Source organism: Clostridium sp. C105KSO13 (assembly GCF_001517425.1).
In the GTDB taxonomy this organism is placed as follows: Bacteria; Bacillota; Clostridia; order Lachnospirales; family Lachnospiraceae; genus Muricomes.
On sequence record NZ_FBWL01000166.1, the window covers coordinates 98,819 to 121,861 of the forward strand.

The 23,043-nt window shown below is 41.8% G+C and carries 23 protein-coding genes and 1 riboswitch; of the genes, 19 read left to right on the top strand and 4 right to left on the bottom strand.

Going from position 1 to position 23,043, the window contains the following annotated elements; all coding sequences use genetic code 11:
- Nucleotides 1-24: 24 nt before the first annotated feature.
- The 8 genes from BN3456_RS09570 (at nucleotide 25) to BN3456_RS09605 (ending at nucleotide 9,097) form a co-directional block, all read left to right on the top strand.
- The gene (locus tag BN3456_RS09570; protein WP_089983913.1) at nucleotides 25-1,074 is read left to right on the top strand and encodes an NAD(P)-dependent alcohol dehydrogenase; all 1,050 of its coding nucleotides are present in this window, start codon (nucleotides 25-27) and stop codon (nucleotides 1,072-1,074) included.
- Nucleotides 1,075-1,318: 244 nt separating this feature from the next.
- Nucleotides 1,319-2,095 carry an SDR family oxidoreductase gene (locus BN3456_RS09575; protein ID WP_089983914.1) on the top strand — a complete coding sequence of 259 codons (777 nt, stop codon included), beginning with the start codon at nucleotides 1,319-1,321 and terminating at the stop codon, nucleotides 2,093-2,095.
- A gap of 54 nt (nucleotides 2,096-2,149) precedes the next feature.
- A complete protein-coding gene (locus BN3456_RS09580; RefSeq protein WP_089983915.1) occupies nucleotides 2,150-3,181 on the top strand; it encodes a sugar ABC transporter substrate-binding protein in 1,032 nt (343 codons plus the stop codon).
- Between the two features lie 74 nt (nucleotides 3,182-3,255).
- A complete protein-coding gene (locus tag BN3456_RS09585; RefSeq protein ID WP_089983916.1) occupies nucleotides 3,256-4,770 on the top strand; it encodes a sugar ABC transporter ATP-binding protein in 1,515 nt (504 codons plus the stop codon).
- Complete coding sequence (locus BN3456_RS09590) at nucleotides 4,767-5,714, top strand: ABC transporter permease (protein WP_089983917.1); 948 nt, start codon at nucleotides 4,767-4,769, stop codon at nucleotides 5,712-5,714. The genes BN3456_RS09585 and BN3456_RS09590 overlap by 4 nt, the downstream gene beginning before the upstream one ends.
- Nucleotides 5,715-5,841: 127 nt before the next feature.
- Complete coding sequence (locus BN3456_RS09595) at nucleotides 5,842-6,978, top strand: ROK family protein (RefSeq protein ID WP_242862852.1); 1,137 nt, start codon at nucleotides 5,842-5,844, stop codon at nucleotides 6,976-6,978.
- Between the two features lie 15 nt (nucleotides 6,979-6,993).
- A complete protein-coding gene (locus tag BN3456_RS09600; RefSeq protein WP_089983918.1) occupies nucleotides 6,994-8,013 on the top strand; it encodes a zinc-dependent alcohol dehydrogenase family protein in 1,020 nt (339 codons plus the stop codon).
- Nucleotides 8,014-8,236: 223 nt separating this feature from the next.
- Nucleotides 8,237-9,097 carry a VIT1/CCC1 transporter family protein gene (locus BN3456_RS09605; protein WP_242862853.1) on the top strand — a complete coding sequence of 287 codons (861 nt, stop codon included), beginning with the start codon at nucleotides 8,237-8,239 and terminating at the stop codon, nucleotides 9,095-9,097.
- A 121-nt stretch (nucleotides 9,098-9,218) separates the two neighbouring features.
- Here BN3456_RS09605 and BN3456_RS09610 read toward each other — a convergent pair whose 3' ends face one another.
- Nucleotides 9,219-9,743 (bottom strand): nitroreductase family protein, encoded by a 525-nt coding sequence (locus BN3456_RS09610; RefSeq protein ID WP_089983919.1) that lies wholly within the window; start codon nucleotides 9,741-9,743, stop codon nucleotides 9,219-9,221.
- Nucleotides 9,744-9,961: 218 nt separating this feature from the next.
- On the opposite strand from BN3456_RS09610, the gene BN3456_RS09615 reads away from it, so the two are divergent.
- From BN3456_RS09615 to BN3456_RS09630, 4 genes are all read left to right on the top strand, one after another.
- A complete protein-coding gene (locus BN3456_RS09615; protein WP_089983920.1) occupies nucleotides 9,962-10,744 on the top strand; it encodes an ABC transporter ATP-binding protein in 783 nt (260 codons plus the stop codon).
- A gap of 65 nt (nucleotides 10,745-10,809) precedes the next feature.
- Complete coding sequence (locus tag BN3456_RS09620; protein ID WP_089983921.1) at nucleotides 10,810-11,916, top strand: ABC transporter substrate-binding protein; 1,107 nt, start codon at nucleotides 10,810-10,812, stop codon at nucleotides 11,914-11,916.
- Between the two features lie 51 nt (nucleotides 11,917-11,967).
- Nucleotides 11,968-12,729 carry an ABC transporter permease gene (locus tag BN3456_RS09625; RefSeq protein ID WP_089983922.1) on the top strand — a complete coding sequence of 254 codons (762 nt, stop codon included), beginning with the start codon at nucleotides 11,968-11,970 and terminating at the stop codon, nucleotides 12,727-12,729.
- Nucleotides 12,730-12,990: 261 nt separating this feature from the next.
- Nucleotides 12,991-14,133 carry a double-cubane-cluster-containing anaerobic reductase gene (locus tag BN3456_RS09630; RefSeq protein WP_089983923.1) on the top strand — a complete coding sequence of 381 codons (1,143 nt, stop codon included), beginning with the start codon at nucleotides 12,991-12,993 and terminating at the stop codon, nucleotides 14,131-14,133.
- Between the two features lie 102 nt (nucleotides 14,134-14,235).
- Here BN3456_RS09630 and BN3456_RS09635 read toward each other — a convergent pair whose 3' ends face one another.
- From BN3456_RS09635 to rsmH, 3 genes are all read right to left on the bottom strand, one after another.
- On the bottom strand, nucleotides 14,236-14,700 hold the full coding sequence (locus tag BN3456_RS09635; protein ID WP_176699165.1) for a site-specific integrase: 465 nt from the start codon (nucleotides 14,698-14,700) through the stop codon (nucleotides 14,236-14,238).
- Between the two features lie 746 nt (nucleotides 14,701-15,446).
- A complete protein-coding gene (locus tag BN3456_RS09640; RefSeq protein WP_242862854.1) occupies nucleotides 15,447-15,734 on the bottom strand; it encodes a hypothetical protein in 288 nt (95 codons plus the stop codon).
- A 369-nt stretch (nucleotides 15,735-16,103) separates the two neighbouring features.
- Complete coding sequence (gene rsmH, locus BN3456_RS09650) at nucleotides 16,104-17,156, bottom strand: 16S rRNA (cytosine(1402)-N(4))-methyltransferase RsmH (RefSeq protein WP_089983926.1); 1,053 nt, start codon at nucleotides 17,154-17,156, stop codon at nucleotides 16,104-16,106.
- 221 nt (nucleotides 17,157-17,377) lie between these two features.
- Between rsmH and BN3456_RS09655 the strand changes: the two genes are divergently transcribed.
- The 7 genes from BN3456_RS09655 to BN3456_RS09685 form a co-directional block, all read left to right on the top strand.
- The gene (locus BN3456_RS09655) at nucleotides 17,378-18,229 is read left to right on the top strand and encodes a pyridoxamine kinase (RefSeq protein WP_089983927.1); all 852 of its coding nucleotides are present in this window, start codon (nucleotides 17,378-17,380) and stop codon (nucleotides 18,227-18,229) included.
- Nucleotides 18,230-18,241: 12 nt separating this feature from the next.
- Nucleotides 18,242-18,763, top strand: a complete 522-nt coding sequence (locus BN3456_RS09660; RefSeq protein WP_347458037.1) for a TIGR04002 family protein — start codon at nucleotides 18,242-18,244, stop codon at nucleotides 18,761-18,763.
- Nucleotides 18,764-18,791: 28 nt separating this feature from the next.
- Nucleotides 18,792-19,391, top strand: coding sequence for a TIGR04100 family radical SAM protein (locus BN3456_RS09665; protein ID WP_089983928.1), 600 nt, complete (start codon nucleotides 18,792-18,794; stop codon nucleotides 19,389-19,391).
- A gap of 105 nt (nucleotides 19,392-19,496) precedes the next feature.
- A riboswitch (glycine riboswitch) is annotated at nucleotides 19,497-19,585 on the top strand.
- A gap of 163 nt (nucleotides 19,586-19,748) precedes the next feature.
- Nucleotides 19,749-20,135 carry a GrdX family protein gene (locus BN3456_RS09670; protein WP_089983929.1) on the top strand — a complete coding sequence of 129 codons (387 nt, stop codon included), beginning with the start codon at nucleotides 19,749-19,751 and terminating at the stop codon, nucleotides 20,133-20,135.
- 78 nt (nucleotides 20,136-20,213) lie between these two features.
- Nucleotides 20,214-21,494 (top strand): glycine/sarcosine/betaine reductase component B subunit, encoded by a 1,281-nt coding sequence (locus tag BN3456_RS09675; RefSeq protein WP_242862855.1) that lies wholly within the window; start codon nucleotides 20,214-20,216, stop codon nucleotides 21,492-21,494.
- A 15-nt stretch (nucleotides 21,495-21,509) separates the two neighbouring features.
- Nucleotides 21,510-22,823 (top strand): glycine reductase complex selenoprotein B, encoded by a 1,314-nt coding sequence (gene grdB / locus BN3456_RS09680; protein WP_089983930.1) that lies wholly within the window; start codon nucleotides 21,510-21,512, stop codon nucleotides 22,821-22,823.
- A gap of 12 nt (nucleotides 22,824-22,835) precedes the next feature.
- The coding region (locus tag BN3456_RS09685) for an NAD(P)/FAD-dependent oxidoreductase (RefSeq protein ID WP_141654512.1) at nucleotides 22,836-23,043 on the top strand (208 nt) is incomplete at its 3' end.

The window sequence follows — 23,043 nt, forward strand, 5'->3', positions numbered from 1 at the left end:
GGGAAAGCGAAAGGAGAAGCAAGAATGGAAGGAACAATGAAAGTAGCGGTTATGAATGGCATCGGGAAGATGGGATACACGACAAAGACAATCCCTGTTCCTAAGGACGAGGAGGTCCTTGTAAAGCTTGAGTATGTGGGAATCTGCGGAAGTGATATGCACTACTATGAAGATGGAAGAATAGGAGATTATGTGGTAGAGCCTCCTTTTGTACTGGGCCATGAGCCGGGGGGCACTGTCGTGGAGGTCGGAAAGAAAGTTAAGTATCTGAAACCGGGGGACAGGGTTGCCCTGGAGCCGGGAAAGACCTGCGGAAAATGCAAGTTCTGCAGAGAGGGAAAATACAATCTCTGCCAGGATGTTGTTTTCTTTGCAACGCCTCCTGTAGACGGTGTGTTCCAGGAATATGCGGCACATCCTGAGACGCTTTGCTTTAAATTGCCGGATAATGTGAGCACATTGGAGGGGGCGCTGATTGAACCTCTGTCAGTCGGGTTCCATGCTGCGCGCCAGGGAGATGCCCACGCTGGACAATGTGCGGTTGTATTCGGTGCCGGCTGTATCGGACTGGTTTCCATGATGGCATTGAAAGCCTGCGGAGTATCCAAGGTTTACGTGGTAGATATTATGGAAAAACGTCTGGAAAAGGCTCTGGAACTGGGTGCCACAGGTGTCATCAACGCAAGTCGGGAGGATGTGATTGAAGCTGCAAAACAGATAACAAAGGGTGAAGGATTTGATCTGGCTGTTGAGACTGCCGGCACGGAAATTACTGCAAACCAGGCAATTGAAGTTGTGAGAAAAGGCTCTAATATTGTACTCGTGGGATATGGTAAGACAGGCAAGATGAATCTTTCCATGAGTCTCGCCCTGGACAAGGAGGTTACTTTCAAGACAGTCTTCAGGTATCGACATATTTACCCCATGGCAATAGAGGCAGTGGCAGAGGGAAAAGTGAATCTGAAGGGAATCGCCACTCATATTTTTGATTTCAATGATATCCAGAGAGCTATGGATGAAAGTGTAAAAGATAAAGCCAGGATTGTAAAAGCAGTAGTAAAAATAGCAGAATAGAGGGAGATATAAGACATGTCCTATACAGGATTGCCTCTCCTGCCAAGACATAAACATAAATATCTTAGATAAATAGCATAAAAATGGACGTGAATATTTGTGTATTTTTACATATTGCATAATTCTAAAAAAAATCTATAATAAAATTATAATTAATTATATAAAATAGTTTTACTAAATTACTTGTTAATAGTGTAACAAACCTTATGGTGCGTTATTTCATGAACGGAAGGAGCGAATAGCAGTGGGTATTATTGAAAAAATGAGATTGGACGGAAAACATATTTTTGTCACAGGAGGAGCCCGGGGAATAGGCAAAAGTGTGGCAACCGCATTTGCTGAAGCAGGAGCAGATTTGGCTATTGTGGATGTAGATATTGATGAGGCAGAGAAGACAGCAAAAGAACTTGCCGACAAGACCGGACGCAAGGTAATAGCAGTTAAGACGGATGTGACAGAACCTGACCAGGTAGATGCAATGGTTGCAAAGGTGGTTTCTGAACTGGGCGGACTGGAGGCAGCATTCTGCAATGCAGGAATCTGTATCAACGAGCCGGCAGATGAGATGTCATTTGAACATTGGAAAAGGGTTGTAGATATTAATCTGTCAGGAGTTTTTCTTACAGCTACTGCAGCAGGAAAGTATATGCTGAAGCACGGAGGCGGATCGATTATTAACACTGCCTCTATGTCAGGTCACATTGTCAATGTGCCTCAGCCCCAGTGTGCATACAATGCATCCAAGGCAGGTGTTATCATGCTGACGAAATCGCTTGCAGTAGAGTGGGCGAAGAAGGGTGTACGTGTAAATTGCATCAGTCCCGGATACATAGGAACTGAGCTGATCAATAATGCACCTCACCTTGTGCCATTGATTGAGCAGTGGAATGCAATGGCACCCATGGGAAGACTTGGAAAGCCGGAAGAATTGCAGTCTGTTTGTGTATATCTGGCAGGGGATACGAGCAGCTTTACTACAGGCTCCGATATTGTGGTGGACGGCGCGTTTACAAGCTTTTAAGTTTTTACACACGGAAGTGTAAAAAATAAATCATTCCAAGAGGAGGAAATGTTTATGAAAAAAAGAATTTTAGCGGTGCTGACAACAGTGGTACTGGGATTCTCCATGCTGGCAGGGTGTACGACCAAATCCCCTGTGAAAGAGGATTCCGGTTCCGATGCGAAAACAGAGGACACCGCAGATAAGGGAGATGGCAAGTACAACATAGGTATTACACTTCAATCCCTGGAAAATGACTACTGGGCAGGTGTGTTCGGTGAAGTTGAAAAGTTGTTAAAGGAGAAAGGCTGGGATTATACACTTATTGACTGCAAAGACAACTCAGCAACGCAGATCAGTCAGATTGAGAACTTTATTACATCCGGCGTGGACATGATCATGGTTCATCCCTCTGACCCAAGTGCAATTGAGGAGGTATGCCAGCAGGCGTTGGACGCAGGAATTAAGGTAATGTGCTGGGATGACAAGATGGAGAATACAACTGTAAACTGGGTTCTTGACAATACAGAGCTTGGTAAGACAATTGCAGAACCGGCAGCAGATTTTATTGATGAGCATTATTCAGAGGACAACAAAGCAGAAGTATGTGTCATCGGATATCCTCAGACTCCAATCTTACTGGAAAGAGAAAATGGTATTGTTGAAGGACTAAAGGCTGCAGAAGGTAAATATGAGATAGTTGCTACGATTGAGGGGCTTGAGGCAGGACCGGCTCAGACAAACGTTGAGACAGTACTCCAGGCACATCCCGACTGTAAAGTATTTGTAACGATCGGCGCAGGTGCTGACATCGGAGCCAATCAGGCACTGCTTACCCACTACAAGAATGAAATTCCGGAAGACTGCGGTATCTTCTCAGGTGATGCTACAGAGCAGCAGATGCGGGCAATAAAATCAGGCAATGAAGCTTCCAACACGACAGTAGGATTTGAAGGTTCCAATGCCAGAACAGCAAAAGCTTGTGTAGAAATGTATGAAAAAGTTTTATCAGGAGAAAAATTTGAAGGTGGCGACCATGACATATTCAGACCATTCGTAGTAATTAATGCAGACAATGTCGATGAATATCTTGCAGATTACGAATAAGAAAAGATTTATAGTAAAACAAAAGTTGGGGAGGCGGTTTTTAAGCCGCCTCCTGCCAATAACGGGGGTACATTATGAATGAAGAATATGTATTACAGCTGCAGCATATAAGAAAAGAATACCCGGGCGTTGTTGCACTGAAGGATGTTTCTCTTGAACTGAAAAAGGGCGAGATTTTGGCATTGATCGGTGAAAATGGCGCCGGGAAATCAACATTGATAAAAACATGTTCCGGAGCGGTTATCCCCACCTCCGGCAAGATTGTGGTAAATGGAAGTGAGCATACAAGTATGACACCTCTGCTGGCAGCAGAAAATGGAATTGCTATTATTTATCAGGAATTTAATAATGTAGCAGAATTATCTGCCGCAGAAAACCTGTTTCTGGGAAGACCTATCAAAAAGGGCTTCATTATTGATAAGAAAGCGATGGAAAAAGAAGCCGCAAAAGCATTCGAACGCCTGCACATTAAAATTAATCCCAAGTCGCTGATGAAGAATCTGACAGTTGGCTACCAGCAAATGGTCGAGATTGCAAAAGCCATTCAACAGGATGCAAAAATATTGATTATGGATGAACCGTCTGCACCTCTGACCAGCGCAGAAGTGGAAAATATGTTTGAGGTAGTAGAACGTTTACGTGAAGAGGGTATTTCTATTATATACATCTCTCATAGACTGGAGGAAATATACCGCCTGTCCGACCGGATTGTGGTTTTACGTGACGGCGAATATGTGAAAACACTGATGACTAAGGAGAGCCGTGTAGAAGAGCTTATTCATCTGATGGTAGGCCGTGAACTGACAGAATCTTACCCGGAACGGAAGGATTGTATCAACAAGAAGGAAATAGTTCTGGAATTACAGGATGTCTGCGGAAATGGCGATGAGGATATTAATCTTCAGATTCATAAGGGCGAAATACTTGGGCTGGGAGGACTTGTAGGGGCCGGACGCACGGAACTGGCCCATTTAATTTTTGGAGCTGCTAAGAAGATATCAGGCAAAATGATTTTGGACGGAAAGGAAATCAATCCAAAGAGTCCACGGGATGCAATAGATTTAGGAATCGCACTGGTGCCGGAGGACAGAAAACGCCACGGAGCTATGCTGGGAGTTTCAATAAAAAACAATATCAATATGGCAGTATATGAGAGAAATTCTATCTTGAGCGTGATCGATGCAAAAAAGGAGAAAGAAATTGCCAGAAAATATAAGGATGAACTGGCAATCAAAACACCTACCTTAGAACAGTTGGTAAAGAACCTGAGCGGAGGAAATCAGCAGAAGGTAATTCTGGCTAGATGGCTGGCAGCAAATTCAGAATTGGTTATCTTTGATGAACCGACCAGAGGTATCGATGTTGGAGCAAAATATGAAATTTATAAGCTGATGAACCATCTAGTCGAAGAGGAAGGAAAAACCATCTTGCTGATCTCTTCTGAGATGGAGGAACTGATGGGAATGTCTGACAGGATTGTTGTGCTGGCGGATGGCCGCATAACAGGAGAATTGGATAAATGTGATTTTGAGCAGGATACAATTATGGCATATGCATCAGCAGCAGTCAAGGAGGCGCAGACAGTATGAAAAAGAAAGCGATATATCAGTTAAAAGATAAGGCAATCTGGGTTGTGTTCGTGGTTTTGTTTATTGCTTTTACCATTGCAAACACCAGATTTATTACACCAAATAACCTGATTACAATTGCACGCCAGGTATCTATGTATGGAATTGCTTCCATTGGCATGACATTTGTAATTCTACTGGGCGGAATCGACTTGGCGACAGGTTCTATTATTACTTTTGTAAATACTATTTGCGCCTACTTTATGGTACATAGTGGAATGAACATGTATATAGCCATTCTTCTATCCCTCGTGCTTGCTACTCTGATCGGCACCTTGAACGGCTTCATGGTGTCCACAGTGGGGATGCCGGCCCTGATCGCAACCTTTGCGACACAGACCATTTTTAAGGGAGTTGCTTTCATCATAAGCGGTGGTACACCAATCAATGGATTTACAGAGAAATTTAAGATTATCGGTCAGGGTTATGTGGGTCCCATACCTGTCCCGGTTATTATTATGATCATCTGTTTTGCACTGGGCAGCTTCATATTAAATAAGACGTATTTCGGCCGCTACTTTTATGCGGTAGGCGGAAATGAAGAAGCTGCACAGCTGTCCGGAATACCTGTGGGCCGTGTGAAATATCTAGTGTATTCACTGTCAGGGTTGTTTGCAGGCCTTGCAGGTATTGTAATGTTGTCTCGGACCAATTCGGCTCAATCATCTGCCGGTCTTGGTTATGAATTCGATGTTATCACCTGTGTAGTTTTAGGAGGAGTATCCGTAACCGGAGGTTATGGCAAACTATCCAATGTTGTTGCCGGTGTATTGATTATCGGCGCACTGACCAACGGTATGGTGCTGATGAATGTAAGTTCTTATGTACAGATGGTTGTAAAAGGACTTGTACTTGCTTTTGCGGTAGGGTTTGACTGTATTCAGAAGAAGAGACAGACTATATAAAGTATCATTCTTCCGATCTTTTGATGAGTTTTGCTAAAGAGGTTGACAGAAAACTTGCTTAATATTAGTATAACTTTGAGCGCTTTATTGAAGGGCAGAACAAATATTACGAAAATTAGGTGACAAAATGAGCAGAGGAAAAATCAGCCCCAATGTAATCAAGCTGAATAACAGGCAGTCCGTATATCAGTATATCCGGAAAAATGATTCGGTTTCAAAGCAGGATATTGTCGTAGCTTTGCAGTTGAGTCTTCCTACGGTCACTCAAAACTTACAGTATCTGGAAAAGCAAAAACTTATTGATACATCTCGAAAAATCAAAAACACAGGCGGCCGCAATGCGACTGCCTATACTTACATTGAGAATGCAAAGATGGCAATCGGTGTTTATATCACGGTGTATCATATAAATGCTGTTGCAGTGGATTTATCAGGGGATATAAAGGGGATTATAAGAGAACGGGTTCCGTTTAACCTGGATGATGATGAGTACTTGAAGAAAATCGGCAGAGCGGTGGAAATAGTGAAGGCGCAGGCAGGCATTTCTGATAAGGATATTCTGGGGGTTGGAATCGGTGTTCCGGGGCTAGTATCAGATGACGGAGAAAATGTTCTCTATGGTATGACATTGAATTTTACGGGAAAGACCAGAAAAGAGATTGCAAAATATATCCCCTATAATAACCGTCTTTTACATGATTCTTATGCAGCGGGGTACGCAGAGATATGGGAGGATCACAGAGTAAAGAATGGATTTTACATAAGCTTGAGCAACAGTGTAGGCGGATCTATTATTATTGACCAGACAATTTATGAAGGAGACCGCCAAAAGGGCGGAGAAATTGGCCACATGGTGGTTGTTCCCAAGGGTGGAGAAAAATGTTACTGCGGCAGATACGGATGTTTTGATACCGTCTGCAGGGCCTGCATTTTGGATCAGTACACTGGGGGGAACCTGGAAGAGTTTTTTGTACAGCTTAAAAAGGGGGACCGGGAAGCAGCAAAGCTGTGGGATGAGTATCTGGATAATCTGGCAATAGCTGTACATAATATGCGGATACTTTTCGATGGTGTGATTATAGTCGGAGGGTATGTAGGTGCTTATATCGGAGACTATATGGAAGATTTGTGTGATCGGGTAGACAGGCACAATCCATTTGGCGACAGTGCAAAAGACTACTTGTTCCAATGCAGATTTAAAAGAGAAGCGACAGCGGCAGGGGCGGCACTTTTTTATATTGATGAGTTTCTGAACAGTGTATAAATGGAGGGATATGTTATGAAGGCAGCAGTATATCACGGGCGCCATGATTTGAGGGTAGAAGAGGTTCCGGAGAGAGCGCTTGAAGGCAACGAGGTTAAAATTAAAGTAAAGTATTGCGGCGTCTGTGGAACAGATGTACATATATATAACGGTGATCCGGGCGCTTTTGCAGTAAAGCCTCCGCTGATACCAGGCCATGAATTCTCAGGCGTTGTGGCAGAGATCGGAAGCCGGGTTACGGAGTTTAAAGTAGGAGATAAGGTAAGCGGGGATCCCAATGACATGTGCGGTGAGTGCTACTTCTGCAAAAATGCGATGCAGCATTTTTGCACCCATAATATAGGTGTAGGTACCACAGTTGACGGCGGCTTCGCAGAATACGTAATTATGCGGGAGAAACAGGTTTATAAGGTACCTGACGGTTTGAGTTATATGGAAGCAGCGATGGCAGAACCCATGTCTTGCTGTATTCACGGAATTGACCTGTGCCATATCAAGGCGGGGAATACTGTTCTTGTGATGGGCGGCGGTCCCATCGGCATTATTATGCTTCAGCTTGCAAAGAATGCAGGGGCTTCCAAAGTGATTCTGTCAGAACCAGTGGAGGAGAAGCGAGCCCTTGCATTGAAGCTGGGGGCCGATTTAACAGTGAATCCTCTCGAGGAAGGCATGGAGAAGTTTCTCGCAGCAAACTGCGAGAACGTAGATGCAGTAATAGAATGTGTCGGAAATATACATACCCAGGAAGATGCAGTCCGGTTTGCAGGAAAAGGTGCGACGATTATGTATTTCGGCCTGTCTTCACCTGAAGAAGGGTTTTCCATTAAGCCGGATGACATCTTCAGGAAAGAACTGCACATTACATCTTCGTTCATTAATCCATATACCTTTGAAAGAGCGATTCAGGTACTTGCTTCAGGAAAAGTTGATGTGGAAAGCATCATTACAAATATAGTATCTCTTGATAATATTGCAGATGTGTTCGTGAAATCAGAGTACCGCAGAAGCGGCAAAGTTATGATACAAGTGTCATAAGATGTAAGGATCAAAAGGGATTTTGACCCTTGATACTTACGGATTGCTACGCACTTTGTGCTCCTGCAATCATAAAAAAGAAAATCTTCAGGGAGTATATACTGAAAATGGCAATCAGTATATACTCCCTGTTTGCGTTTTTGTTCTGTTGCAGTATACTCTGAGGGTATGTATAATATAGAAGTAAACTTTAAAGAATGAAAGAATTGGGAGATGATCAATTTTGACCAAAGATGATTTTAAAAAGCTTCAAAAGAATGAGGTGCAGGGAGCTGCATTATATCAAAAAATAGCTGAAATGACAAAGGACAAGAAAGAAAAGGAAATACTGATGGCTATATCTAAGGATGAATGGAAACATGCCAAAACTTTTGGAAAGTATTCGACCATGAGTATGAAACCTAATAGTTTCTATGTGTTCTTTTTTGCATTATTAGCGCGTATTTTGGGATATACTTTCATTATAAAATTCCTTGAAAGGAATGAAGACAAAGGAATTGCGGTTTATGAGAAAGAAATCTCAGAGATACCGGAACTTCCCCGAATATTGGAAGACGAGGAGAGGCATGAAAAGGAGTTACTGGACATGCTTGACGAGGAACGGCTTCAATACATTGGTGATATTGTTTTAGGGATGAATGACGCCCTTGTAGAACTAACAGGTGCGCTTGCAGGATACACTCTGGCAATGCAGAATACACATGTAATTGCGATGGCAGGAATGATTACAGGTGTTTCGGCCACACTGTCCATGGCAGCCTCCGGTTATCTTTCGTCCCGTGAGCAGAGCCAGAAAAATGCTGCGAAATCGTCTGTTTATACCGGGTTAGCTTATCTAATTACAGTTGCGCTTTTGATTATTCCATATCTTGTAATGCCCCAGGAAAGCTATATTGCAGCACTGATAATCACACTGATAATCGCTATTGCCATCATTGCGGCATTTAACTTCTATATATCAATCGCTAAAGGAAGGGCATTCAAGAAAAACTTCCTTCTGATGTCTGCGATCAGCCTGGGTGTTTCAGTGATTACGTTTGGCATTGGACTTGTTGTGAAAAACGTGTTGGGCATCGACCTGTAAAATCTTTTTTCATGAAAGAACAGAAATGGCTTTGTAAAAACAAAAGACAGGAGATATAGAAGTAAACAGGAGAAAAGCGATGGAATATGGGGAACTGAAACGTTTGATGAATAAACGCGGGTTACCATTTTTCGTAATGGACCAGGTCTTCTTCAAAGGTATCGGGTTTGCTGAGATCGATATCTTCATCGGGGTACCCGAAAGCAATCACTGAATGAGGGATTATATGGTCGGGCAGGGAAAATAGGTTTCGTTGGTTTTCTACCCGCTCCACCTGGGGCCAGGTTCCAAGCCAGACAGAACCGATACCCAGACCGTGGGCACAGAGAATCATATTTTGTGCGGCAATAGCACCGTCAATAATCCAGTAGTCTTCTGCTTCCTTAAAAGCACGGCTTAGATCACCGCAGATCAATATACCGAGCGGAGCATTTTTAAGAGGAGCTGCATACTTTCCGTTGGCATCAGCCATAAGTTCCAGCTGCTCTTTATCCTTTACTACTAAAAAAGCCCAGTCCCTCGCATTCACACAGCTGGGTCCGCTCATTCCGGCTCTCAGAATCTTCTCTATGTCGGCATTACTGACAGGTCGGCTGCTATATTCTCGGATGCTTTTTCGAGTCATGATATTTTCAAAAGAATCCATTTAAATTCCCTCCTTTTTGAAGCATTATACAACCGGTAATGACAGTCGTCAAGGTTTGTCCCCTGAGTACTACACTGAAAATCCGTACCGCACATCAATAATAGAAAACAATAATAAGACTTCTAAATTTATAAGGAATACCAATTAGCCAAAAGCCATTATAAGACTTATACTGTACTTTGTAATTGATTCTAAAAGTTAGGAGAAATTTTTAATATATGAGATGTATAAAGGTTGACAATTTATCTTTTGCTTATGAGAATAAGCAATTAATTTTGAGAAATATAAACTTGGAAGTAAATGCAGGAGAATTTGTATGTATCCTTGGACAATCAGGGTGTGGAAAGAGTACATTTTTGCGTCTATTGTCAGGGTTGGAAAAACCAACCGCCGGGAAAGTTCTGATAGAGGGACAACCTATTGTGGGAGCTAGCTTGAAAAGAGGTGTTGTCTTTCAAGATTATGGCCTGTTTCCATGGATGACAGCAGGTGAGAATATTATGCTGGCATTAAAACAGTGTTTTCCAAAACAGGATAAAAGGAAGTTGAAACAGTTGGCATTGAAAATGTTGGATGCAGTAGGACTGGACGAATACGTGTACCGAAAGTTACCAAAAGAATTGTCCGGTGGCATGAAGCAGCGCTGTGCAATTGCTCAGGCATTTGGCATAAATCCTCCGATTCTACTGATGGACGAACCCTTCGGCGCACTAGATGCAGTAACACGTGCCAGATTACAAGATTTAGTACTTAATTTGTGGTCACAGGAAACACCCAAAAAAACAGTGTTTTTTGTAACGCATGATGTAGACGAGGCATTATTGTTGGCGAATCGAATTATAGTGCTTGGGCAGTCACCCAGTAATATAATTTATGAATGTATTATCCCGGGAGATAAACATCCTACCAGAGAAAATCAGTTTGAAAACCCTGACATTCTTCAGTTACGTAACACATTGATTCGACAAATTAATGAAGATGTGACAGTGCGTGTTTCTTAAATGGTATTAACAGGATAAAACCCTGCTATACATATATTGGGATAAGTAGAGAGGAGAAAAATGTAATGAAAAAGAAAGTTTTAACAATGTTATTAGCCATATCCATGACTCTTGGTATGGTGGGCTGTGGTGGAGGAAGCACCGATTCGGGCTCTGCTCAGGGAAAGGATTCTGTAACAAAGAAAAACGCAGGAGATACCCTTGAAACAAATGTGATTAGGTGGAATTGTGGTACCAGTGGTAATGTTCTTCTTACCATTGCCGAGGAAAAGGGATATTTTAAAGATGAGGGTCTAACTATCGAATATATTCAGTCAGACGCTAATGCTGATGCAATGACTATGTTATCTACAGGTAAGGTGGATGTTGTCTCCAATGCTGGGACAAGTAATCCTTTACAGCAGATAGCTTCTGGAGTCGATTTAACTATTTTTGGCGGCCACATGGTAACCGGGTGTATGCCTGTTATTGCAAAAAAAGGTACTAAATGGAATGGACCTGAAGATTTGATTGGAAAGAAATTTGCCTGTAACCCCAGTTATTTTGCATTTACTGGAGCTATCATGGATTTAGGGTATGACAATCCTCTTGAGGCAGTAGACTGGGTAACATATACAGATTACAATGATGCTTTAGCAGCAGTGGTTCGAGGTGAAGTGGACTATGCCCTTATGGGTACCGGACAGACTTATACTGTGAAGAACATGGATGATGTTGATATCATGTGCTACCAAAGCGATGTGATGCCAAATTACTCTTGCTGCCGTATGGAATGTCCGACAGAATTTTTGGAGAAAAATCCTATTACCATCAAGCATGCAATGATGGCATTGTTGAGGGCACAGGCTTACTACGAAGACAGTAAGGAGGAAGCTGTTAAACTGCATGCAAAAAAAATCAATGCTGATGAAGAATATGTGGCAGCTTATATGCTTGACAAACATTATAATGTTAGCGTAGATCCACTTAAGAACTCGGTTGTCCGGGCATGGGATGTTTTGGATAAAACAGGGTTTTTGGATGAAAAATCCAAAAAAATTAATATTTCAGATCACATTAATACTGTTTTATATGAGAAGGCTTTGGCAGAGGCTGCAGAAGAATATGGTAATGAAAACCCAGAATTTTATAATAAAATGCAGACATTCTTCGAGGAAAATGATAAAGCATAGGTAGGACAAGCTACGCATTAAATACATATAATAATTGGGGGATAGTTTTCTATGAGTGCAGTAAAATCCTTTTTTAAAAAATACTGGCTTACGATAAGTATATATCTAGGGCTCGTTCTATTGTATATTTATGTGACGGAAAGTGGCCTGGCTAATCCATATTTGTTTCCAAAAGTGAACGCTATCAAAAGGGCATTTTCTGAAAACGAAGGGCTCTTGTTGCTGAATATGTTTTCTTCCTTTAAATTAATGATACCGTCTATCTTGATTTCAGTGCTTATAGCGTTAACATTCGGTACGATTTTGGGAATGAACAGTCGCTTAAGAGATGCTCTGCATCCTATTATATACACTTTTAGTGTGGTGCCTTCTATACTATTGTCTCCATTTGCGCTATTACTATCTCCCAATTTTTGGGTGGCATCACTTTTCTTAATTGTTTATGGTACTGTGTGGGCAACTCTTTTTGCCACAATAACAGGCATCATGACCATTGATAAACACTATCTAGATAAGGCGGCCACTTTGGAGATTCATGGAATAAAAAAACTAACAAAAGTCATCCTGCCGGCAGCTAGTCCTTCAATATTAGCGGGCTTTGTTAATTCACTTCGCAGCACTTTTGTAATGCTCGTGTATGCAGAGATGTATGGGGCACAGTACGGTATGGGGTTTTTTGTAAAAAAATATGCAGAATTTGGCTTATATGATAAAACATGGTGTGGCTTTTTATTTATGGTCTTTATACTGGTCGTTGTGATGCAGCTTTTTGAGATGTTAAAGAAGTATCTGTTGAAATGGACAACCAACTAATGCGATTCAAAAAGCCATATGCATTTTTTGGTTATTTACCGGACATCTGTCTTTCCTGCTGTTCGATCATTTTATATAGGGAAGAACTCTTTCGGTGGGGAGGGGACAGTATACACGCTGTTTTTTCTGCACCTTTCTTAGACGAAAAATACTTGATATTTGCAGACGGAACAAAGTATGTGTAAATCCGTAGGTTTCGGGATCAAAAGTCCTTGATTCCTGCAGCAAAATATATTAAAGAATAAGGAAGGACATAAGAAAATGGAAGTAAAGAAGAATTTACCAGAAATATTTGAGGGTTTTGCCGAGGCACGGCAGACAGCATTTTTGAACGTTAAAAAGATAAAGGATCAGGACAAACCTGTAATCGGTGTTTTTTGTACCTTTTTCCCGCAGGAGCTTGCAGTAGCCATGAATGCGGCAGTGGTTTCTCTGTGTGCCACTTCAGATGAAACAATTGCAGCGGCAGAGCAGGATCTTCCTAAAAATCTTTGCCCCTTGATCAAATCAAGTTATGGTTTTGGAAAAACAGACAAATGTCCGTTCTTCTATTTTTCCGACCTGGTAGTAGGTGAGACAACATGTGACGGTAAGAAAAAAATGTATGAATATCTGGGAGAGTTTAAGCCGGTATATGTAATGGAACTGCCTAACAGGGTCAGTGAAGCCGGCATTGAACTATTCAGAAAAGAAATTATTCGAATGAAAGAAAAGCTTGAAGAAGTATTTCATATCGATATCACGGAGGATGATATTCGAAGAGGAATTCGAATAAAAAATAAAGAGCGCACATCAATCAAAGAACTGTATTCATTGATGAAGCAGGATCCGGTACCAATTTCTGGCTTAGATTTGCTGAATACATTAGTAGGCCTGACGTTTAATTTCGACCGGGAGAGCATTCCGGCACAGATGGAAGAATTAATCAATAAAATCAAATCGGAAGGAAGCGTTCAGGAGAAGAGGCCTCGTATCCTGGTAACAGGATGTCCTATGGGCGGGGCGACGCTTAAGGTTGTTAAAGCCATAGAAGAAAACGGCGGTGTTGTTGTTGCGTATGAAAACTGTACCGGTGCCAAAGCAATTGAGGAGAATGTGGACGAGTCTATCGACGATGTCTATGAGGCTTTATCCAGGAAATACATGAACATAGGCTGTGCGTGTATGAGTCCCAATGAAAATCGGATAAAGCTGCTGGATCAGATGATTGATGAATATACGGTTGACGCAGTGGTAGATATGGAACTGCAGGCCTGTCAGCCATATGCAGTAGAGTCCATGAAGATTAAGAGATTTGTGAATAAAGAGAAGAAGAAACCTTATATCAGTGTTGAAACAGATTATTCCCAGGCAGATATTGCGCAGCTCACAACCAGAATAGCTGCATTTATAGAGATGCTTTAAACAGAATAAAAGCCGGGAACCTTATAAATAGGGTCCTCGGCTTATTTTAAGAGTTGAGTTGATACTAAATTGATACTATTCTTTTGCCTTCTCCTCAATCTTTCAGCAAGCAATACCGGGTTCGCCCCCCAGGTTGTTTAGCAGTGAAGCGTGAGAGTGGCGGAGGTCGTGCACACGAATCTGTTTTACCCCGGCTTGCTGTATTCTTCTCAACATAACCCTGCGGAGCTGGTCAGCAGTTATTTCAAAGAGCTGCTCCGGACCCGGTTTATAAAGGTGTGAAATGTACTCCTTTATTTCTTCTGTGAGAAATTCGGGTATATCAACAACTCTTTCGCCGCTGCCTGTCTTTGGCGGATTTGTCAAGTGCTTTCCCGCTACGCGATAACGCGTTTTAGTAATAGAGATTTTATTCTCTGTAAAGTCTGTATCTTTCAGTGTTAGGGCAAGCATTTTCCCTTTTCGCATTCCTGTATAGTACAAAATTTCAAAGGCCGTATAGAATTTAATATCATCTCGGCATTGGTCTATAAATAGGGCATATTCTTCCGGTGTCCAGAAGTTCACGCTTCCGGCCTTAGTGGAGCCTATGGGCTTCTTACAGGGGATTTTCGGCAAGCCAACGTATTCAACAGCATAATTGAAAATAGCAGTTAAATGATTGTTTACATCACGTATATAGGTGCTGCTTAACTTTTTGTGAGCATTTCATTCTGCCAAGCCGCTATATCAGCCGGGCCTATATCGGATATGATACGGTCTTTGAAGAATGGCATATTATTCTTCCTTTCATTCTTGCCGGGCGGGCGTGGGAACGATTGAAAGAGTTTGACAATTCCAACAGTATTGACTATAATATACTTAACAAGAGAGCCGATAGCTAGAATACACCCAGCCGCCGGTAAAATGATTTGCTATAAGTAGCGCCTTATCTTACCGGGATGGGGGCGCTACTTTTTGCGTTTGATATAAACAACAAGAGTTATCACAGCACAAAGCATCATTACAAAGGTGAATAAATCACTATATGTAACCATAAGCACCAGCTCCCTTCTTAATATCCGGCAACTGGCAATCGCCCCATCGGCTCTCTGGGTAAGTATATTATTGTCCATGTACGTTTAACTGAGTGCAATTTTTGTGGTGAGGTCACCACTACCGACCCCATATCAGGCAGAAAGTAGAAACAAAAGAAGCAATGATTTTCTGATTATGATATAGGGTTACGAAAGTGACAAAAGTGACAGAACGCCCCATTTATAATCTTTTTCTCAAAAATGGGATAAACGTTTCTTTTGTTCAAAAAAGCGAAACTAACCTTTTTTATTCTTATTGTTCTTCTGATATTCGGGGATTCTGGATAGCAGTTCAATCTGCTCGATGGCTTTGAACTGCCCTTTTTCGTTGAGTATGTCAACATATACTTTTACCATGTCAATGCCCATACCATTTTTTACACCAAACAATATAGCTACATCAACATTACTTTTATGAAAATCCTCCATGATTTTAAATTGAGTGAAAAGCTCTTCTGCTTTTGATTCCTTCTCTTCTTTGGTTAATTTTTCATCATTCAAGATTCCTTCAAGTTTTTTATCCATTAAGTTTAATGCATCAGATTCGTCAGGAGAATCAGTAGCATCAAATAGTTCATCCTCTAAAAATTCAGTCGGTGTAACGTCTAAAGCATTAGCAATTTTTTTTAAAGTTTCGATTTTGGGGTTTCTGATTCCGTTTTCATATTGCGGCTATTTGCTGCTGCGATATACCGACACGCTTTCCAAGTTGTCCCTGTGATAAACTAGCTTGCTTTCGCGCCCGCCTTATTCTTTCCCCTGTACTCACTTAATCACCCAAGCATAAGCATGTTATATCATACATTTAACAAGCAAATATTTTTAATTACATGAAAGGAGCAAGGACTGAGAATTCCGGATGTTTACATACAACGAAATATGATGACCAGCTTATCAGTCCCCTTTAACAGCCCACCGTAACTTTGCACTTCTGGCACGGCTGTTGGAATTGCATTCTTCTGCCGATGGACGGATAGCTTTAGGTGCTATTTCTTTATAGACACCTTCGCGGCAGAAGTGTAGAAAAGATTTTTTGACAAGACGGTCTTCGCCGGAATGAAAGGTAAGAATGGCAACGCGCCCGCCTTTAGCTAGGGCGTCAGGGAGTTTTTCCAAAAATTCGTAAAGTGCTTCAAATTCACTATTGACATCAATCCGCAGTGCCTGGAAGCATCTCTGACAGGATTTTTTAATTTCATGGTCTCTATCTTTTTTCGGAATGAACTGCAGAGCATCTTCGATCATTTTCCGGAGCTGGTTTGTCGTTGTAATGTCTGTTCCCTTTTTTATCGCGGAGACGATGGCGTGAGCGATTTCTGCACAATGGGGTTCATCTGCGTTCTCCGAGAGCATACCTTGTAACTCATCTTCTGAAACCGTCTTAAGACGTTCTGCTGCAGAAATCCCCTTTGATGAATCGAGTCGTAAGTCTAATGGCCCCTCTGTCTTAAAAGAAAAACCTCTTTCGGGATTATCTATTTGCATGGAAGAGACGCCCAAATCTGCCAATATAAAATCAAGAGGGCCCGATTCAGAGACAATCTGATCTATACTGGAAAAGTTAATTTGCCTGATTGTTAAAATCGCCGGGCCGTAACCCAGACGTTCTAACCGTTCTCTTGTACGCGGCAGTTCGATAGAATCTACATCAGTAGCATACAGGTGCCCTTTCGAATCTAAACATTTAAGCATCTCTAAAGTATGTCCCCCATAACCCAAGGTGGCATCTAATCCGACTTGGCCTGGAGTGATTTGCAAAAATTCTAATATCTCTTTCACACAGATAGAACGGTGCATGCCTGCGGGAGTATTCCCTTTATTGATTACCTTAGCCACAGTATCGGCATATAACTCCGGGTGCAGTTCCTTATATTTATCTTTAAAAGCTTTTGGGTAAGTCCCCTTATATCTGGGACGGCGATGATGTTTTTTGTTTTGAGTATCCATTTAGTTTCCACCTTTTCAAATATGATATTGCCCCTTTATATTTAACATCATGATATCAAATATACGATGCAATATCAAACATATAATTATTGCAAGGGGACTGACCCTTTTCAACTGGACTGGTTAAAATATCAATAACTGGTCATTTAGAGTAAACCAGTATCGTGCTATGATAGCAGACAGTAATAAAATAAAGTTTTTTATACTATGTGAGGTTGAACATGACAAAGAAGATTGCTGTCATCAATGATTTATCTGGTTTTGGGCGCTGCTCGCTGACAGCGGCTATTTCCGTAATAGCTGCTATGGGCGTGCAGCCCTGTCCCCTGCCGACGGCAGTATTAAGTGCACAGACGGGATACCCCAGTTATTATTGTGATGACTATACAGACAGAATGCACTATTTCCAACTTGAGTGGGAAAAAATGGGAGCAGAATTTGACGGTATTTATACCGGATTTGTGGCAAGTGAAGAACAGATTGAGAACATCTTTAGCTTTCTTGATAAGTTCCATAAGAAAAAGAGTTTTCTCTTAGTGGATCCTGTGATGGGTGATGACGGAAAAGTATTTGATATGTTTTCCGATAATATGTGTGGTTTAATGAAAGAGCTGGCGGTACGTGCAGATATTATAACACCTAATCTGACAGAGCTTTGCCTGCTGACAAATACAGATTACCGAATGATTCAGGAGATGACAGATGAAAAGCATTTACTAAAGATTATTGGACAGCTGGCCCGAAATATGTTAAAGGGGGGATTAAAGACGGTTGTCGTGACAGGAGTTCATTTTCTGGATGGTGATGATGGTATTTTAAAAATGGGGAATCTAGCTGTTACAGAAACGCAGTCTTACATTTCGGCCTTTCCATATGTCGGAGGAAGTTACTCCGGTACCGGGGACTTGTTTGCATCCATCATAGCAGGAGGGATGGCAAGAGGTGATAAGATAAAGGATAGCATAGAACTGGCGGGCAAATTTATTGAAAAGTCCATTATAGATTCGGCCGAAGAGAATGTCCCACGAAATGATGGTGTAAATTATGAAAAATATCTTAGAATGCTCATATAAGGAGGGGGGAAAATGATGAGGAACAGAACAACAAAAATTACGACAGCAGGGTTGTTTGCAGCTATGATTACGGTGATGACGGCCTACATCTGTCATATACCATATGGGGCAAATGGAGGATATATCCATTTTGGAGATACTCTGATTTATATGGCGGCTGTTTTTTTGCCAAGACCCTATGCATTGGCGGCAGCAGCTATCGGAGGTGGTGTGGCAGACTTGCTGACGGCGCCAATGTGGGCACCGGCTACGATTATAATAAAGGCACTGATTACCCTGCCTTTTACAAGCAGGGGGGGAAGAATCCTGGCAAGAAGAAATATTGCAGCACCATTTATTGCTGCGGCAATTACAGCAGCAGGATATTACCTGACAGAAGGAATCTTATTCAGCTCCTTCAAGACGGCCTTGATATCTTTGCCCGGGAGTATAATACAGTCCATGGGAAGTGCACTAATTTTTCTGATATTAGGAGCATCTATGGATAAGGCTCGGGTTAAAACCAAAACCCAGAAGATGTTAAACTTAAGATAACAGATCAAGAATAAAAATGGAGGAGAGAATGGCTGATATTTTATATACTTATAATGAACAGGTGTATGCGAATATTACTAATCTATGTGACTGTCGCTGCAGTTTCTGCATACGCAGTCACGTGAACGGCATAGGTGATGCTAATACTCTTTGGCATAAAAAGGATCCGACGCTGGAGGAAATCAAGGCTGCAATGGATGAATTTGATTTTGGATGTTTCAGTGAACTGGTGTACTGTGGGTATGGCGAACCAACCTGTGCGCTGGAAAGTTTAATAGAATCGGCCAGATATGCGAAAGAAAAATATGGAGTGTCCATCCGTGTAAATACTAACGGCCTTGGAAACCTTTACCACAATAAAGACATCGTTCCCATTCTTGCCGGTGTGGTGGACTTTGTATCTGTCAGTCTTAATGCTCCGACAAAGGATGAATACATGAAGGTTACCCAGCCCAGGTTTGAGAATGCGTTTGAAGCTATGCAGGATTTTATAATAGAATGCCGGGATATAATTCCACAGGTAAAAGTGTCCATTGTAGATGTCCTGACTAGCGAGCAGATAGAAGCCAGCAAGGTTTTGGCAGACGAACTTGGAGTAAGCCTTAGAATAAGAAAGTTTGCAGAATAATTTAGCAAAAGTGTATAAAAAAGTTTTGTAGTTTATGTGTAAATCATCCATTGATAAATACAATAGTAAATGTTAATATATAGACAGGATAGATAATATTTTCGATTGATAATTTCAGGAGAGACCATATTTGATTATGGAACCGAAGGGGAACAGGCGTAAAAGCTCTCAGGTAAAAGGACTGAAATTTGACGAGACTCTGGAAAGTTGTTTATTTGACACCGAAGAAGCAATTCCTGTTGAAGGAAGAATCTTTCAGGTCATAAGACAGAGACGCATTTGTATTAAAGTGTGTCTCTGTCTTTTTTTTAGGCATGTCTATAAAAAGGATTGAAAGCACCGAAAGGAGACGTATAAATGGCCCGGGAGAATTTTGAAATTATTACGAATAATCCATTAGTTCTGGGGAAACTAGAAAAGACACACTACGTTGCCTATCATGAGATTTCCTATGAGGAAATTTTAAAAAAGGTCAGAGACCGGATACATGAGGGACACCGGCTTTTATCACATCCGTTATCTGGAAGTGTAAAGCCTAAGGAAACACCATACAAGTCTATAATTATTACAAAGAGAAAGGAGATGAAGCCAGATTTAGAGTCTTTGGAACTCATTGAAAATGCGATTGAGGCCTGTGGAAAGTTTTCGTTTAAAGCAGACTTATATGGGGCAGAGGTATATAAAGATTTTCAATTGATTGACTGGACTTTATTAAAAAGTGCGCTGGAATCAGCAGAAATCTGACAGCATTATTGCGGTTTGCTGAGAGAAGTTTTAAGTTCGTTGTGGTTAAAAAAGTACATTTTAAGGAGGTAATTGCAAGTGAAATTAGAGATGGGGTATATTCACATAACGGATATCCGTTTTGCTGAGGAGTCCAGAATTGAGGACGGGATTCTTTATGTGTCCGAGAAGGCTGTCCGAGAGACTGCGCTTGAAGATGAAAAATTAAAAAGCGTATCCTTTGATATTGCGAGGCCGGGTGAGTCAGTCAGAATCACGCCGGTAAAAGATGTAATTGAGCCTAGGGTTAAGGTTGAGGGAAGAGGGGGAATCTTCCCGGGCATTATCTCGAAAACAGATACAGTTGGAGAAGGAAAGACATATGCATTAAAGGGAATGGCTGTAGTGACGGCCGGTAAGATTGTAGGATTCCAGGAAGGCGTCATTGACATGACCGGACCGGGTGCAGATTACACACCATTTTCTAATACATTGAATCTTGTTATGGTGTGTGAGGCTCTAGAGGGAATTGAGCCTCATGAATATGAAAAAGCGGTAAGACTTGCAGGTTTTAGGGTGGCTGTTTATATTGGGGAATTAGCACGCACTTTGACACCGGATGAAACAAAGGTATATGAAACCTTCGGATTAAAAGAAGGTATCGAAAAATATCCGGAACTTCCTAGGGTGGCATATGTACAGATGCTGCAGAGTCAGGGCCTTCTGCATGATACTTATGTATATGGAGTCGATGCAAAAAAGATTGTCCCAACAATCTTGAGCCCTACAGAAATAATGGATGGAGCAATTGTTTCCGGCAACTGTGTATCTGCATGTGATAAGAATCCTACTTATGTACATCTAAACAATCCGGTTGTACATGATTTGTTTGACCAACATGGAAAGACACTGAATTTTGTATGTCAGATTATTACCAATGAAAATGTTTACCTGGCAGATAAACAGCGTTCTTCAGACTGGACTGCAAAGCTCTGCAGAATGCTGGATCTTGACGGAGTAATTGTATCCCAGGAAGGATTCGGGAACCCGGATACAGATTTGATCATGAACTGCAAGAAGATTGAAGCAGAAGGAATTAAAACTGTTATTATCACGGACGAGTATGCAGGACGGGATGGAAAATCTCAGTCTCTTGCAGATGCTGATGCTGCGGCGGATGCAGTAGTTACAGGAGGAAATGCAAACCAGGTTGTTATCCTTCCTAAACTTGACAAAGTCATTGGGACTCTCGATTATATTACAAAAATTGCAGGAGCAAGTGAAGAAACTCTGCATAAGGACGGCTCTTTGGAAGTGGAGCTGCAGGTTATCACAGGTGCAACAAACGAGACAGGTTTCAATAAACTGAGTGCAAGGTAGAATGGAGGAGAGAAAATGGCAAAAATAAAAGTTGTTCATTATATTAACCAGTTTTTCGCTCAGATAGGCGGAGAAGAAAAAGCTGACTATCCGGCAGAATTACGAGTCGGAGAAACTGTTGGCCCCGGACTGGCATTTGCGGCAAGTTTTAAAGATGAGGCAGAGGTTATAGCGACAATAGTGTGCGGAGACTCTTATTTTAATGAAAATCTGGAGAAGGCGAAAGCAGATATATTAGCTATGGTGAAAGAACAGAATCCAGATGTTTTTATTGCAGGACCGGCCTTTAATGCAGGACGCTACGGTGTGGCATGTGGTACGATTGCAGCAGCGGTACAGGAAGAACTGGGGATTCCTGCTATTACCGGCATGTATGTCGAGAACCCAGGAGCAGATATGTTTAAAAATCATGTATATATGATTGCTACAAAAAATAATGCAGCCGGCATGCGTGGGGCAGTAGCAAAAATGGCACCTCTGGCATTAAAGCTTGGGAAGGGTGAGCCTGTTGGTGCATCTGCAGAAGAAGGTTATATGCCAAATGGCATTAGAGTTAACTTTTTTGAGAAAAAGCGAGGCTCAGCAAGAGCTGTTGATATGCTTCTTAAAAAACTGGCAGATAAACCCTTTGAGACAGAATATCCCATGCCGAATTTTGACAGAGTAGATCCTAATCCTGCAGTAAAGGATCTGGCACATGCAAAGATTGCTCTTGTCACCTCCGGTGGTATCGTACCGAAAGGAAATCCGGATCACATAGAAAGCTCCAGTGCATCTCATTATGGTGAGTATGACATTACAGGAGTAACCGACCTGACTGAGGATACCTATGAAACGGCTCATGGCGGATATGATCCGGTATATGCAAATCAGGATGCAGACAGAGTACTGCCTATTGATGTACTCCGGGATTTGGAAAAAGAAGGGGTCATCGGAAAACTTCATCATTTGTTTTACACAACTGTGGGAAATGGAACAGCGGTTGCTTCTGCGAAAGCGTTTGCCGCGGAGATTGGTCAGAAGTTGAAGGCTGACGGTGTGGATGCAGTTATCCTGACCTCTACTTGAGGCACCTGTACTCGTTGCGGTGCAACGATGGTTAAGGAACTGGAGAGAGTAGGGCTGCCTGTTGTGCACATTTGTACAGTAACACCGATTTCCATGACAGTAGGGGCAAATAGAATTGTTCCGGCAATTGCAATTCCACATCCACTTGGGAATCCGTCTCTGAAGAAAGACGAAGAAAAAGCGCTTCGACGTAAAATTGTTATGAAAGCTCTGGGAGCTTTAACGACAGAGGTAGACGGACAGACAATATTTGAGGACTAGGAAGAGAGAAAAATGGATAAGATTTATGATGTAATTATTTTAGGAGGAGGTCCGGCAGGATTATCTGCCGGGCTGTACGCAGGCAGGAGCCGTCTCTCCACGCTGATCATCGAAAAAGGTCAGGACGGCGGTCAGATTGCCATCACAGATGAGATTGAGAACTATCCGGGACAGATGGTGGATGGAGAATCCGGCCCGGAGCTGATTGCGAGGATGACAG